A 13,588-nucleotide genomic window follows, 5' to 3' on the forward strand; every position below is an offset into this window, starting at 1 on the left:
AGGCATGAGCGCAGTCAAGAACCTCTTCGTCCTCTACACCGGCGGCACCATCGGCATGCTGCAGAGCGCCCAGGGCCTGGCCCCGGCCGGCGGCTTCGAGGCGCGCATGCGCGAGCACCTGGCGAGCCAGCCCACTGCGCCGGCCCTGGACTTCACCTTCGCCGAGATGCTGCCCCTGCTGGACAGCGCCAACATGACCCAGGCCCAGTGGCTGGCCATGCGCGACGTCATCGTCGATGCGGTGCGCGAGGGTGGGCACGACGCCGTGCTGCTGCTGCATGGCACCGACACCCTGGCCTACAGCGCCGCGGCCCTGAGCTTCCAACTGCTCGGTCTGGGCGTACCGGTGGTGCTCACCGGCTCCATGCTGCCGGCCGGTGCCGAGGGCAGCGACGCCTGGCCCAACCTGTGCGGCGCCCTGGCGGCCCTCGCGGCTGGCGTGGCGCCCGGCGTGCACCTGTGGTTCAACGGCGCGCTGATGCACGGCGCCCGGGTCAGCAAGCTGTACAGCGAGGCGCTGGACGCCTTCACCGTGTTGCCGCGCCCGCGCCACGGCGAACACGCGCCGGTGCCTGCCGAGCTGGGCTTCGCCGTCCGTCGGCGGCCGGTCAACCTGGCGGTGGTGCCGCTGTTCCCCGGCCTGCAGGCTGCGCATCTGCGGGCCTTGCTGGGCAGCGGCGTGCAGGGCCTGCTGCTGGAGTGCTACGGCAGCGGCACCGGCCCGTCGGACAACGCCGAGCTGCTGCAGGTGCTGCGCGAGGCGCGCCAGCGCGGCGTGGTACTGGCGGCCATCAGCCAGTGCCCGGCCGGGCACGTGGAGTTCGGTGTCTACGCCGCCGGCAGCCAACTGGCCGCCAGTGGCCTGGTGTCGGCCGGCGGCATGACCCGCGAAGCCGCCCTGGCCAAGCTGTTCGCCCTGATCGGTGCCGGCCTGGACGCCGAGGCGACGGAACGCTGGTTCGCCCTGGACCTGTGCGGCGAACGCGCCGACTGACCCCCGCAGGGGCCTGCCCGGGCCCCTCGCCATGCCCCGCGCGGCCGTCTGCGCCGCGCCAATCCGCCGCATTCAAAAGCGCCCTCCGAAGCACCACCATGGCGCGCGCAAAGGCCCCGTCCAGAGCGGCCTCTTCGACCTTGGTATAGAAGTCGCCCCGCGCCGCAGCCCCTAGACTGCGCGCCTTCCTCCCCACCCTGAAGCCCTGAGGTTTTCCTCCATGTACCCTGATCGCGTACGCCTGCCCTCGTTGTTGGACAAGGTCATGAGTGCGGCCGAGGCCGCGGCCCTGATCGAAGACGGCATGACCGTCGGCATGAGCGGCTTCACCCGCGCCGGTGAAGCCAAGGCCGTGCCCCGCGCCCTGGCCGAACGCGCCAAGGCCTCGCCGCTGCGCATCACCCTGATGACCGGCGCCAGCCTGGGCAACGACCTCGACAAGCAGCTCACCGAGGCCGGCGTACTGGCGCGGCGCATGCCGTTCCAGGTGGACAGCACCCTGCGCAAGGCGATCAACGACGGCAGCGTGATGTTCATCGACCAGCACCTGTCGGAAACCGTCGAGCAGCTGCGCAACCACCAGCTCAAGCTGCCGGACATCGCCGTGATCGAGGCCACCGCCATCACCGAGCAGGGCCACATCGTGCCGACCACCTCGGTGGGCAACTCGGCCAGCTTCGCCATCTTCGCCAAGCGCGTGATCGTAGAGATCAACCTCTCCCACCACACCAACCTGGAAGGGCTGCACGACATCTACATCCCGACCTACCGCCCGACCCGCACGCCGATCCCGCTGACCCGCGTGGACGACCGCATCGGCAGTACCGCGATCCCGATCGACCCGGCGAAGATCGCCGGCATCGTCTTCACCAACCAGCCCGACTCGCTGTCCACCGTGCTGCCGCCGGACCACGAGACCCAGGCCATCGCCGACCACCTGATCGCCTTCTTCGGCCGTGAAGTGGCCGACGGCCGCATGAGCAACAACCTCGGCCCGCTACAGGCCGGCATCGGCAGCATCGCCAACGCGGTGATGTGCGGCCTGATCGACTCGCCCTTCCAGGACCTCACCATGTATTCCGAGGTGCTGCAGGACTCCACCTTCGACCTGATCGACGCCGGCAAGCTGCGCTTCGCCTCGGGCAGCTCCATCACCCTCTCCGCGCGCCGCAACGCCGACGTGTTCGGCAACCTGGAGCGCTACAAGGACAAGCTGGTGCTGCGCCCGCAGGAGATCTCCAACCACCCCGAAGTGGTACGGCGCCTGGGCATCATCGGCATCAACACCGCCCTGGAGTTCGACATCTACGGCAACGTCAACTCCACCCACGTCGGCGGCACCAGGATGATGAACGGCATCGGCGGCTCGGGCGACTTCGCCCGCAACGCCCACCTGGCGATCTTCGTCACCAAGTCCATCGCCAAGGGCGGCGCCATCTCCAGCGTGGTGCCCATGGTCAGCCACGTGGACCACACCGAGCACGACGTCGACATCCTCGTCACCGAACAGGGCCTGGCGGACCTGCGCGGCCTGGCCCCGCGCGAGCGCGCACGGGTCATCATCGACAACTGCGTGCATCCGGATTATCGTCCGGCGCTCGATGCGTACTTCAGCGCCGCCTGCGCCAAGGGCGGGCACACCCCGCACCTGCTCCGCGAGGCCATGGCCTGGCACATCAACCTGGAAGAAACCGGTCGCATGCTGGCCAGCTGAGCCCCTTCCGAACGGCCTTTTACCTGACAAACAGGTCAAAAAACTGCATCAGGTAAAAGGCCAACTGTACTGCTCCAAACCCCTGCCAAAAGGCACTTCCCCAGAGGAAAATCCGGTTTCCCGTTGAATGCCGAGGGTTTCAACGGGTGACCGGTACAGCTGACTAAAATTTTACCAATACAGTTAGTTAGCTTGCTTTCTAGTAGCCATACAATTTTCGGTAGCTGTGACTACTGGGTCGGCTGTTCCGGCTAGAAAATAGCCACCAGACAACCCCTCTAGCCCCGCCACAAGCGGGAAGGAAGCACCGCCATGGAACGTACCCTCAGTTCCGACCTGATCTTCAACTCCCACGAGTCGAGCGCCAAAGCCTCCTGGCCGCTGCGCGTCATCTCCACCCTGCTGCTGTGGCAGCGCCGCATCGCCAGCCGTCGTCAACTGGCCATGCTGGACGCCCGCCTGCTGGCTGACGCCGGCATCAGCGAAGCGCAGCGTGAACTGGAGCTGAACAAGCCCTTCTGGCGTTGAGCCAGCGCGGCGCAAGCCGCACCGCAGTACCGACAGAACCCGCCGCTCAGCCGGCGGGTTTTCGTTTTTACGGCCTCGGGAAACCGGTCGCTGGTACAGATGTGCCGGATACGGGCATAACAGTTCGCGAATATCCGCACCTGGACCCGTACAATTCCACCCCGCTGTGCCTGCCCAGGCTCCCCCCGCCGCGCGACCATGGACTGCCCCACACCAACAGGGAAGCCACCACCATGGAACGCCACCTCCACGCCCGCCCTGCCCCGCTGCCGCCCGCCCCCCGTGCGCCGCTGTTCCTGCGCCTGTACGCCCGCGTCGTCGAATGGCAGCGCAACGCCCGCACCCGCAGCCACCTGGCCCAGCTCAACGCCCAGCAGCTGGCCGACATCGGCCTCAGCGAAAGCGACCGCCGCGTCGAGCTGGACAAGCCGTTCTGGCGCTGAAACGCGACCCGGCGGTCATCTGCTCTGCCGCTGCGCTTGGCCCTGTGCGAAAATCGGCGCCGCCCCGCTCCGGGGCACCGTGTCGATGGGGCGCCCTGGCGGGCGTCCCCCTGCCGTACAGGAGTTTCCCCATGCCCTCGTTCCGCCTGCTCGGTGCCGCTGCGCTCCTGGCCTTCTCCAGCGCCACCTTCGCCTCCAGCCTTGCCGTGACCACCGACTCCCTGGTCGGCGCCCTCAGCGCCACCGCCGACGCCACCTCGGACGCCTCCTCCTCCCTGCGCGACAGCAAGCTGGTACGCGCCGCCCGTGACGACGCCGCCAGCTTCGTCGCCAGCGAAGGCGCCATCCGTGGTGCCCGCCTGGAAGCCGCCCTGGTGCACATCCGCACCCAGGCCCCGCAGCTGCAGGCCAGCGATCTGCAACTGGCCGAGGCCATCCTCGCCCTCTGAGGCCCCCGATCGGCGCCACCCGGTTCACAGCCGCGACAGCAGGCTATGGCCGCGCCTGGCGCCTTTCGCTAGCCTTGGCGCCCGCCGCGCCGGTGCCGCTGCGCTTGCGCTGAACCGGGCGGCCGCTTTGACGTCCAATGACCCGTACAGTTTTCACCTCCGGAGACCCTCCATGCGTCGCACGCTGATCGTCGCTGCCACCGCCCTCACCCTGTTCACCGGCATCGCCCAGGCCCAGACCCTGGTCGCCACCAGCAACATCGTCGTCCGTGCACTGGGCCGCAGCATCGACTTCACCTCCGACACCACCACCTCCATCCGCGACATGAAGGTGATCCGCGAGGCCCGCGACGACGCCGCCAGCTTCGTCGCCAGCGAAGGCGCCATCCGTGGCGTGCAGCTCGAAGCCGCCTTCGACACCCTGCGCACCCGCCTGCCGGAAGCCCGCGACGCCAGCGACGAAGCCCTCGCCCAGGCCATCCTCGCCCTCTGAAGCGGCGCCCTTGAGCCTGCGTCTGTGGCGCCTCGGTGCGCTCGGCCTGGCCGCCCTGCTGGCCTGCGCCAGCGCCCGGGCCGACCTGCGCCTGGCGCTGAAGACCGACGGCCTCGACGCCGCCCAGCGCCAGGCCAGCCAGGCCCTGCTCGACGAAGCCCTGCAGAAGCTGCCGCCGCGCTTCGTCGAACGCCTCGACCGCCAGGTGGAAGTCACCTGGGCCGATGACCTGCCGGACAACGCCTACGGCCGTGCCACCCGCATCGACGCCCTCGACCTCAACCGCGCCCTGCTGCCCGCCCTCGCCGACGGCAGCGCCGCCCGCGAGAAGACCACGCGCCCCCACGGCACCGTGCGCCGCGAACTGCTGGCCACCGTGCTCCACGAGCTGACCCACCTCTACGACCGCGCCCATTACCGCGACGCCGCCCAGCGCAGCCTCGGCTTCCGCTGCCGCAGCGCCCAGACCAGCACCGGCACCGTCGGCCTGCGCAGCGAATGCCGGGGGCAGACCGCCCGCCGCTTCACCTTCAGCGACGACCCGCGCCTGCTGGACCTCGCCGGCTGGCCCCAGCGCGTCGGCCAGCGCGGCGAGCGCGAAGCGGACAACCACCAGGCCGCCCGCAGCCCCGACCTCTACGAGCTGACCAACCCCCGCGAATTCGTCGCGGTGAACATGGAGTACTTCCTCCTCGACCCCGACTACCGCTGCCGGCGCCCCGCGCTGTACCGCTACTTCCGCGACCACTTCGGCTGGGCTCCGGACGCCGCCGGCAGCTGCGCCAGCGAACTGGCCTACCTCAACGCCGGGCGCGACTTCGGCCGCGAACCCCTGGGGCGCCTCGACCCCGAGCGGGTCTACGAAGTGGACTACCTGTTCGCCGAAGCCAACGACAACTGGGCAAGCCGCTGGGGCCACACCATGCTGCGCCTGGTCATCTGCGCCCCCGGTCGCCCGCGCGGCCCAGACTGCCGGCTCGACCTCGACCAGCACCTGGTGCTCTCCTACCGCGCCTTCGTCGGCGATGTGCAGCTCTCCAGCTGGGACGGCCTCACCGGCGCCTACCCCTCGCGGCTGTTCGTCCTGCCGCTGGCCCAGGTGATCGACGAGTACACCAAGGTGGAGATGCGCAGCCTCGCCTCCGTGCCCCTGCGCCTGGACCGCGAGCAGGTGCACAACCTGGTGGAGCGTGCCGCCGAAATGCACTGGAGCTACGACGGCAACTACTGGTTCCTCTCCAACAACTGCGCCGTCGAGACCCTCAAGCTGCTGCGCAGCGGCACCGCCGACCCGCGCCTGGACGACCTCGACAGCATCATGCCCAACGGCCTCCTCGCGGTGCTGGAAGGGCGCGGCGTGGCCGACCCCAGCCCCCTGCGCGACCCGAAGGAAGCCTTGCGCCTGGGCTACCGCTTCGACTCCTTCCGCGACCGCTACCAGGCCATGTTCGACATCGCCCGCCAGCGCCTGGGGCTGCCCGAGGCCGACGTGGAAACCTGGCTGGCACAGGACGCCACCCGCCGCCGCCCCTACATCGAACACGCCGACCTGCGCGGCAGCGCCGCCCTGCTGCTGCTGGAGCAGGCCGCCATGCGCCGGCAGATGCTGCTCGCCCAGGACGACCTCAAGCGCCGCTACCTGGACAACCGCGCCACCCTCGGCCAGACCGAGTTCTCCCGCGCCGGCGGCACCCTCGAACAGATCCTCGCCAACAGCGGCTTCCTCAGCCGCCCGGCCGACCTGCTGCAAGGCAGCGGCTACGGCCTGCCCCAGGCCAGCGAATGGCAGCGCCTGCAGGAAGAGAGCGCCAACCGCCAGCGCACCTTGCGCCAGCTCACCGACAGCCTCGACCGCGAACTGCGCGAACTGATCGACCCGCGCATCCTCACCGAACTCGACGCCACCCAGGCCAACCTCGACCAGCTCAGCGCCCACCTGCGTCAGCTGCACAAAGCCGCCGGCGGCCTCGAACTGCCCTGAGCCCGCTCCCACGGGTGCAGGGTGGAACACGCACCAAAGCAACGACCAACACCCCCGCAGGACGGCGCTCAGTCCGGGAATGCCCGGCGCCGCTCCCGGGCTGAAGCCCGGGCTACAGCCGTACGCTCCACCGATCCACGCGGTCCCGCGCCAACGCCACGGTCAACGCCCCGTAGGATGGCGCTGAGCGCAGCGATGCCCATCAAGCCGGGCGCAACACGTGGCGCCACGGCCTGGCATGGACGCGATGCGCTTCGTGGCCTCAGCGCATCCTACGGATCGCGCCCAGCCCGACCGGGGGGCGGCGGGAGTTGGTGGATGCGAAGAGCGGCATCCACCCTACGCGACCAGGCAGCACCAACCGTAGGGTGGATCGCGCTTCACCGATCCACGCGGTCCCGCGCCAAAGCCTCGGTCAACACCCCCCGCAGGATGGCGCTGAGCCCGTAGCCCGGACTTCAGTCCGGGAATGCCCAGCGCCGCTCCCGGGCTGAAGCCCGGGCTACAGCCGTACGCTTCACCGATCCACGCACCCGCGCCAACGCCATGGCCAGCCCCCGTAGGATGGCGCTGAGCGCAGCGATGCCCATCAAGCCGGGCGAAACATGTGGTGCCACGGCCTGGTGTGGACGCGATGCGCTTCGTGGCCTCAGCGCATCCTACGGATCGTGCCCAACCCCGCGCCAAAGCCACGGCCAACGCCCCCGTAGGATGGCGCTGAGCGCAGCGAAGCCCATCAAGCCGGGCGCAACAGGTGGTGCCACGGCCTGGCGTGGACGCGATGCGCTTCGTGGCCTCAGCGCATCCTACGGACCGTGTACAGCCCGACCGGGGGGTGGGCGGCGGGCGTTGTTGGATGCGAAGAGCGGCATCCAACCTACGCGGTGGGCGGCATCTTTACGTGGTTTCCTACAGCGCGGGATGAGGACGTTGGGGGAAATGGGTGGGTGTGCCTCCGTACAATCCGATTCCCCTGTGATCACGTTGTTTGGCCTGGTTCGGCTCTCTAGTGTCCGTCGCCGGTGCTCAACACACCTCTCACTTGGCGGTCCTCCGCACCCGATAGTCGCGGCGCTGGTCAAACAGCGGTCGTTCTGGCCGGGTAGCGCGCAGCCATAAAAGACTCCTTCGGGGGGAAATCTGCGGGCCGTTCCAAGTGCGGTGTTGAAGTACCCGGCCGCCCTCTCAACAAGGGCCCTCTCAACGACACTTGGAAATGCACTCATGAACGAGCTGCTCGACGACACCCCCATCCTCCAACCCCGTGTCTTCATCCGCCATCGCCGCCAGTTGCGGGCCTTTCTGCTGGATGACCAGGCCTGGTTCTGCGTGCGCGACCTGGGGCGGCTGATGCAGCACCCGCTGCTGGAGGACCGCATCCGCGCCAATCTCGATCCGGACCAGTGGCGCTGGGCCTGGTACCCGGACGGCGGCGGGGTGGCGGAGGAAGGTTTGCTGGTGAGCGAGTCGGCGGCCTATGGGGCGCTGATCCACTACTACCACCCGGAGAACCGCAGCATCCGCCAGTGGCTCACCCAGGAGGTGGTGCTGACGCTGCGCAGCGAGTGCCGGGGCGACCCGGTGCAGCCCCGGCAGGTGCAGCTCCACGGCGCGGGCCAGCCGGTCAGCGTGCTGGAGTGGCAGGGCCGGGTCTGGGTGCCCTGTGGGGAACTGCCGAGGGTGCTGGCCGTGCGCTGATGGGGCGCTGTGGATAACTCACAGCGCCTCTTCCTGCTCCTCCGGCAGGTGCGGGTCGAGGGTCACCCAGGGCAGGCGGCTGCGCACCCAGATGTGGCGGTCGGCCGGGGCCTGGTGGACGTCGTCGAGGGTGGCCACGGTGACGTCGAGGCTGTCCGGGCTGAGGCTGGTGTAGAGCGCCAGGTGGCAGCCGCAATGGCCACAGAAGTAGCGGCTGCAGGTGGCGGAGGAGCGGTACTCCGCCGGCTCCCCGTCGAGCCAGGTGAACGCCGCGCGGGGCACGGTGATCCAGGTGGTCACCAGGCCGCCGGTGATGCGCCGGCAGTCGCTGCAATGGCAGTGGGCGATGTCGGCCAGCGGGGCGTCGAAGCGGTAGCGCAGGCGGCCGCAGTGGCAGCCGCCGGTGTGTGCGGTGGTCATGGCGTACTCCTTGGCAAAGGCGCAGCCTAGCGCGTTGCGGGTTGCGCCGTGAGGGCCGCGGCGGACAAGATGCGGCCTTCGCCACCGGACAAACGGACGCGCCCGTGCTGACCCTGCTCCAGGCCCTCTGGCCCCTGTTCGCCCTGATCGTCGCCGGCCATGTGCTGCGGCGGGTCGACTTCCCCGGCGAGGCCTTCTGGCCGGCCGCCGAGCGTTTGAACTACTTCATCCTGTTCCCCGCGCTGCTGTTCAGCAGCCTGGCCACGGCGCCGCTGGACAACCCGGCGCTGCCGCGCCTGGCGCTGGCGGTGCTGCTGGGCCTGGGCCTCGGCTGGGCGGCGTTGCTGCTGGCGCGGCGCCTACTGGGCTGGCCGGCGGCGCGCTTCGGGGCGATCACCCAGGGCGTGCTGCGCTTCAACACTTACCTGGGGCTGGCGGCCATCGGCAGCCTGTTCGGCAAGGAGGGGCTGGCCATCGCGGCGCTGATGCTGGCGCTGATGGTGCCGACGGTGAACCTGCTGTCGGTGTGGTCGCTGACTGCCGAGCGCGGCGTCAGCGCACGGGGCCTGCTGCTGCCGATGGTGAAGAATCCGCTGATCCTCGCCTGCCTGGCTGGCGCAGCCTACAACCTGACGGCGCTGGGCCTGGGCGGCGGGCTGGACCGGCTGCTCAACCTGCTGGCGGTGGCGAGCCTGCCCCTGGGCCTGCTCTGCGTGGGGGCGGCGCTGCAGCCCCGCGAGCTGGGTGGCGAGCTGCCGGCCCTGGGCTGGAACTGCGCGGCGCGGCTGCTGGCGATGCCGGCGCTGGCCTTCGTCGTGGCGCGAGTGCTCGGGCTGCCGGCGATGGAGAGCAGCATCCTGGTGCTGTTCTTCGCCCTGCCGACGGCGCCCACCGCCTATGTGCTGACCCGCCAGCTGGGCGGCGACGGCCACCTGATGGCGGGGATCATCACCCTGCAGACGCTGCTCTCCGGCGCCACCCTGGTGGCCGTGCTGGCGCTGCTGCAAGCCGGGGCGGGCTGACCGCCCGTCCGGATTTCGCTGCACGTTCGCTGCCGGTTCGCAGCGAAAGCTGGCTGAAAGCTTCGCCCCTTAGCATCGCCCCACCGCCGGCACAGACCGGCCGCCCGGCGCTGCCCGTTCCGCGCCAGGCACCCCGACAACAACAAGATGGGTGATTGCCATGTTCCGCTCCTGCCGCCTCCCCGGCCTCGTTCCGCCCCCTCTCCGTACCCGACCCGCTGCGCGCTGACCGGCGCCCGTCCTCGTCGCCTTTCGTCCGGAGATTCCCATGCTGACCTTCCTCGGTTTCGCCATGGTCATGACCTTCATGTTCCTGATCATGACCAAGCGCCTGTCCGCCCTGATCGCCCTGATCATCGTGCCCATCACCTTCGCGCTGATCGGTGGCTTCGCCGCCGGCATCGGCCCGATGATGCTGGAGGGCATCACCAAGCTGGCGCCCACGGGCGTGATGCTGATGTTCGCCATCCTCTACTTCGCCCTGATGATCGACTCGGGCCTGTTCGACCCGCCGGTGCGCGCGATCCTGCGGCTGGTGAAGGGCGACCCGCTGAAGGTGTCCATGGGCACGGCGGCACTGGCGCTGATCGTCTCCCTCGATGGCGACGGCGCGACCACCTACATGATCTGCGTGGCGGCGCTGCTGCCGCTGTACAGCCGCCTGGGCATGAGCCCGCTGATCATGGCGGGGCTGATCATCCTGGCCGGCGGGATCATGAACATGACCCCGTGGGGCGGCCCCACCGCCCGTGCGGCCAGTGCGCTGCACGTGGACCCGTCGGACATCTTCGTGCCGATGATCCCGGCGATGGCAGCCGGTGCCGTGGCGCTGTTCGGCCTGGCCTGGGCCTACGGCAAGCGTGAGCGCGCCCGCCTGGGTGTGCTGCAGCTGCCGGACCTGCCGGAAAGCCATGTGGACATCAGCGTGTCGCAGTTCCCCGAGGCGCGCCGGCCGAAGCTGCTGTGGGTGAACGCGGCGCTGACGGCGGCGCTGATGGTGACGCTGATCCTCGGCCTGATGCCGCTGCCGGTGCTGTTCATGGTGGCCTTCAGCATCGCGATGATCATCAACTACCCCTGCCTGCAGCAGCAGAAGGAGCGCGTAGCGGCCCATGCCGGCAACGTGCTGGCGGTGGTGGGGCTGATCTTCGCGGCCGGCATCTTCACCGGCATCCTCTCCGGCACGGGGATGGTGGAGGCGATGTCCAAGAGCCTGCTGGCGGTGATCCCGCCGTCCATGGGGCCGTACATGGCGGTGATCACGGCGCTGGTGAGCATGCCGTTCACTTTCTTCATGTCCAACGACGCTTTTTATTACGGCGTGTTGCCGGTGCTGGCCGAGGCGGCGGGCCATTACGGCATCAGCCCGGTGGAGATGGCGCGGGCCTCTATCGTGGGCCAGCCGGTGCACCTGCTGAGCCCGCTGGTGCCCTCCACCTACCTGCTGGTGGGCCTGGCGAAGATCGAATTCGGCGACCACCAGCGCTTCACGTTGAAGTGGGCGGTTCTGATCTGCCTGTGTATCCTGCTCGCCGCGCTGCTGCTCGGGGTCTTCCCGCTGTTCGGCACCCCGTGAGGGTCAGGCGCCTCCTTTAATTCATTCACGCCGGAAAGGCTCGCACTTTCCGGCGTGGCCGTGCTCCAACCTAGCCGTCGACACCACGAGGTACACGCATCATGGAATGGCTGACCAGCCCGGAAATCTGGGTCGCCTTCTTCACCCTGACCGCCCTGGAGATCGTCCTGGGCATCGACAACATCATCATGATCGCCATCCTCGTGGGCCGCATGCCGCCGCACATGCAGGCACGCACCCGGCTCTTCGGCCTGGCGCTGGCGATGGTCACGCGCATCCTGCTGCTGCTGTCGATCACCTGGATCATGCGGCTCACCGCCGACCTGTTCCATGTGTTCGACCAGGGCATCTCCGGCCGTGACCTGATCCTGTTCTTCGGCGGCCTGTTCCTGCTGTGGAAGAGCAGCACCGAGATGTTCCACAGCCTGGAAGGCGAGGACGAGGCCAGCGAGGCGCCCAAGGGCAAGGGCGGCAACTTCATCGCCACCATCATCCAGATCGCCATCATCGACATCGTGTTCTCCCTGGACTCGGTGATCACCGCCGTGGGCATGGTTTCCCACGTGCCGGTGATGGTCGCCGCGATCATCGTCGCCGTGCTGGTGATGATGGCCGCCGCCGGCACCATCAGTGCCTTCATCGACAAGCACCCGAGCCTGAAGATGCTGGCCCTGGCCTTCCTGGTGGTGGTGGGCACCGTGCTCATCGCCGAGGCTTTCGAAGTCCACGTGCCGAAGGGCTACGTCTACTTCGCCATGGCCTTCTCCCTGGGCGTGGAGGCGCTGAACATCCGCATGCGCATCGCCCGTGGACGCAAGGAAGAGGCGGTGAAGCTGCGCAAGGACATCCCGGGGGAATAAGCCCGGGCGTGACCGCCAGCTGAAACGAGAACGGGGCCGAAGGGCCCCGTTTTTTGTGGGTGCGAAACGCACGGTAGAGGGAGCGTCGAGCCGGAATCAGGCTGCGCAAAGAGCGTTACTTTATAACATAATTGGCCGATCCTGCTTTCCTCGATGCGATGGAGCCCCCTCATGGATCGCCGTCATCTGCTCAAGTTCGTGCTCGCCGGTTTCACCCTGCCCTTCGCTTCCACGGCCTCCGCCGTCCAGGCCGTCACCCAGGTTCGCAGCTGGCGGACGGCCGACCGCCTGCGCATCGTGCTGGACCTCAGCGGCCCGGTGAACTTCCGCAGCTTCGCGCTGGCCGCGCCGGAGCGGGTCATCGTCGACCTGGACGACACCCGCCTGCTGGCTCAGCTGCAGGACCTGGCGCTGGGCCAGGGGCCGATCCGTTCGGTCCGCAGTGGTCTGCAGGGCCGCAGCACGCGGCTGGTGTTCGACCTGCAGGCCCCGGCCCAGCTGAGCAGCTTCCTGCTGCCACCTGGGGAGGGCAAGGGGCACCGGCTGGTGCTGGACTTCCAGCCGCTCACGCCCACCCCTGCGTTGGCGCCGGCCGCTCCGGCGGTCGCCCCTGCGGGCGGGCAGCGGGACATCGTCGTCGCCATCGACGCGGGCCACGGCGGCAAGGACCCGGGCGCCATCGGTTTCAACGGTGAGCAGGAGAAGGCGGTGGCACTGGCCATCGCCCGCCTGCTGGCCAGGAAGGTGAATGCCCAGAAGGGCTTCAAGGCCCATCTGGTGCGCAATGACGACGTGTTCGTGCCGCTGCGCAAGCGGGTCGAGATCGCCCGGCGGCGCAACGCCGATCTGTTCATCTCCGTCCATGCCGATGCGGCGCCCAGGCGCAGTGCCTCCGGGGCGTCGGTCTTCGCGCTGTCCCAGGGCGGTGCGACGTCCACCACGGCGCGCTGGCTCGCCGAGCGCGAGAACCGTGTGGACCTGATCGGTGCCGAGCGTTTGCTGTCGCTGAAGGACAAGGACCCGATGCTGGCCGGGGTGATCCTCGACATGTCGATGACCGCCACCATCGCCACCAGCCTGGACCTGGGCAAGAGCATCCTGGGCAGCCTGCAGGGTGTGGCGGGCGTGCACCAGAAGCGGGTCGAGCAGGCGGGCTTCGCCGTACTCAAGTCTCCGGACATCCCCTCGGTGCTGGTGGAAACCGGCTTCATGTCCAACCCGGGTGATTGCCGCCGGCTGATCGATGCCCGCCACCAGCAGCGGGTGGCGAACGCGATCTTCGACGGGTTGTACCGGCACTTCCGGGCAGCGCCGCCGCAAGGCACGTTGCTGGCCTCGATGAAGGCCAGCCAGAGCAGTTGATGGATTGCCGATGACGCGCAGGTGCGGGCGAACCCGACCTGCGCGCGT

General features: G+C 69.0%; 13 protein-coding genes. 12 read left to right on the plus strand and 1 reads right to left on the minus strand.

Annotated features, from left to right (window positions below; genetic code table 11):
• The first annotated feature begins 4 nt into the window (after positions 1-4).
• From PotMrB4_RS27660 to PotMrB4_RS27695, 8 genes are all read left to right on the plus strand, one after another.
• Positions 5-994 carry an asparaginase gene (locus PotMrB4_RS27660; RefSeq protein ID WP_172434993.1) on the plus strand — a complete coding sequence of 330 codons (990 nt, stop codon included), beginning with the start codon at positions 5-7 and terminating at the stop codon, positions 992-994.
• A 220-nt stretch (positions 995-1,214) separates the two neighbouring features.
• Entirely contained in the window at positions 1,215-2,708 is a 1,494-nt protein-coding gene (locus tag PotMrB4_RS27665; RefSeq protein ID WP_044403440.1) for an acetyl-CoA hydrolase/transferase family protein, read from the plus strand.
• 312 nt (positions 2,709-3,020) lie between these two features.
• Positions 3,021-3,236: a DUF1127 domain-containing protein gene (locus PotMrB4_RS27670; RefSeq protein ID WP_044403441.1), complete on the plus strand. Its 216-nt coding sequence runs from the start codon at positions 3,021-3,023 to the stop codon at positions 3,234-3,236.
• 233 nt (positions 3,237-3,469) lie between these two features.
• Complete coding sequence (locus PotMrB4_RS27675; RefSeq protein WP_044403443.1) at positions 3,470-3,679, plus strand: DUF1127 domain-containing protein; 210 nt, start codon at positions 3,470-3,472, stop codon at positions 3,677-3,679.
• A gap of 131 nt (positions 3,680-3,810) precedes the next feature.
• A complete protein-coding gene (locus PotMrB4_RS27680) occupies positions 3,811-4,128 on the plus strand; it encodes a DUF2388 domain-containing protein (RefSeq protein WP_044403445.1) in 318 nt (105 codons plus the stop codon).
• Between the two features lie 172 nt (positions 4,129-4,300).
• Positions 4,301-4,621: a DUF2388 domain-containing protein gene (locus tag PotMrB4_RS27685; RefSeq protein WP_044403447.1), complete on the plus strand. Its 321-nt coding sequence runs from the start codon at positions 4,301-4,303 to the stop codon at positions 4,619-4,621.
• Between the two features lie 10 nt (positions 4,622-4,631).
• Positions 4,632-6,602 carry a DUF7844 domain-containing protein gene (locus PotMrB4_RS27690; protein WP_394354012.1) on the plus strand — a complete coding sequence of 657 codons (1,971 nt, stop codon included), beginning with the start codon at positions 4,632-4,634 and terminating at the stop codon, positions 6,600-6,602.
• A 1,224-nt stretch (positions 6,603-7,826) separates the two neighbouring features.
• On the plus strand, positions 7,827-8,300 hold the full coding sequence (locus PotMrB4_RS27695) for a BRO-N domain-containing protein (RefSeq protein ID WP_074969703.1): 474 nt from the start codon (positions 7,827-7,829) through the stop codon (positions 8,298-8,300).
• Between the two features lie 18 nt (positions 8,301-8,318).
• Here PotMrB4_RS27695 and PotMrB4_RS27700 read toward each other — a convergent pair whose 3' ends face one another.
• Positions 8,319-8,720, minus strand: a complete 402-nt coding sequence (locus tag PotMrB4_RS27700; protein WP_172434994.1) for a GFA family protein — start codon at positions 8,718-8,720, stop codon at positions 8,319-8,321.
• A 41-nt stretch (positions 8,721-8,761) separates the two neighbouring features.
• Between PotMrB4_RS27700 and PotMrB4_RS27705 the strand changes: the two genes are divergently transcribed.
• From PotMrB4_RS27705 to PotMrB4_RS27720, 4 genes are all read left to right on the plus strand, one after another.
• On the plus strand, positions 8,762-9,742 hold the full coding sequence (locus tag PotMrB4_RS27705; RefSeq protein WP_394354013.1) for an AEC family transporter: 981 nt from the start codon (positions 8,762-8,764) through the stop codon (positions 9,740-9,742).
• 268 nt (positions 9,743-10,010) lie between these two features.
• Entirely contained in the window at positions 10,011-11,318 is a 1,308-nt protein-coding gene (locus tag PotMrB4_RS27710; RefSeq protein ID WP_172434996.1) for a CitMHS family transporter, read from the plus strand.
• A gap of 101 nt (positions 11,319-11,419) precedes the next feature.
• Positions 11,420-12,178, plus strand: a complete 759-nt coding sequence (locus PotMrB4_RS27715) for a TerC family protein (RefSeq protein ID WP_044403457.1) — start codon at positions 11,420-11,422, stop codon at positions 12,176-12,178.
• A gap of 171 nt (positions 12,179-12,349) precedes the next feature.
• Positions 12,350-13,540: an N-acetylmuramoyl-L-alanine amidase gene (locus PotMrB4_RS27720; protein ID WP_172434997.1), complete on the plus strand. Its 1,191-nt coding sequence runs from the start codon at positions 12,350-12,352 to the stop codon at positions 13,538-13,540.
• Positions 13,541-13,588: the final 48 nt, after the last annotated feature.

The organism is Metapseudomonas otitidis, from assembly GCF_011397855.1.
Lineage (GTDB): Bacteria > Pseudomonadota > Gammaproteobacteria > Pseudomonadales > Pseudomonadaceae > Metapseudomonas > Metapseudomonas otitidis.

Excerpts from the sequence above, each read along its gene's own strand:
- PotMrB4_RS27715 (WP_044403457.1), top strand. The coding sequence starts at position 11,420 with ATGGAATGGCTGACCAGCCCGGAAATCTGGGTCGCCTTCTTCACCCTG.
- PotMrB4_RS27695 (WP_074969703.1), top strand. The coding sequence starts at position 7,827 with ATGAACGAGCTGCTCGACGACACCCCCATCCTCCAACCCCGTGTCTTC.
- PotMrB4_RS27700 (WP_172434994.1), bottom strand. The coding sequence starts at position 8,720 with ATGACCACCGCACACACCGGCGGCTGCCACTGCGGCCGCCTGCGCTAC.
- PotMrB4_RS27685 (WP_044403447.1), top strand. The coding sequence starts at position 4,301 with ATGCGTCGCACGCTGATCGTCGCTGCCACCGCCCTCACCCTGTTCACC.
- PotMrB4_RS27720 (WP_172434997.1), top strand. The coding sequence starts at position 12,350 with ATGGATCGCCGTCATCTGCTCAAGTTCGTGCTCGCCGGTTTCACCCTG.
- PotMrB4_RS27665 (WP_044403440.1), top strand. The coding sequence starts at position 1,215 with ATGTACCCTGATCGCGTACGCCTGCCCTCGTTGTTGGACAAGGTCATG.
- PotMrB4_RS27660 (WP_172434993.1), top strand. The coding sequence starts at position 5 with ATGAGCGCAGTCAAGAACCTCTTCGTCCTCTACACCGGCGGCACCATC.
- PotMrB4_RS27680 (WP_044403445.1), top strand. The coding sequence starts at position 3,811 with ATGCCCTCGTTCCGCCTGCTCGGTGCCGCTGCGCTCCTGGCCTTCTCC.
- PotMrB4_RS27710 (WP_172434996.1), top strand. The coding sequence starts at position 10,011 with ATGCTGACCTTCCTCGGTTTCGCCATGGTCATGACCTTCATGTTCCTG.
- PotMrB4_RS27670 (WP_044403441.1), top strand. The coding sequence starts at position 3,021 with ATGGAACGTACCCTCAGTTCCGACCTGATCTTCAACTCCCACGAGTCG.
- PotMrB4_RS27675 (WP_044403443.1), top strand. The coding sequence starts at position 3,470 with ATGGAACGCCACCTCCACGCCCGCCCTGCCCCGCTGCCGCCCGCCCCC.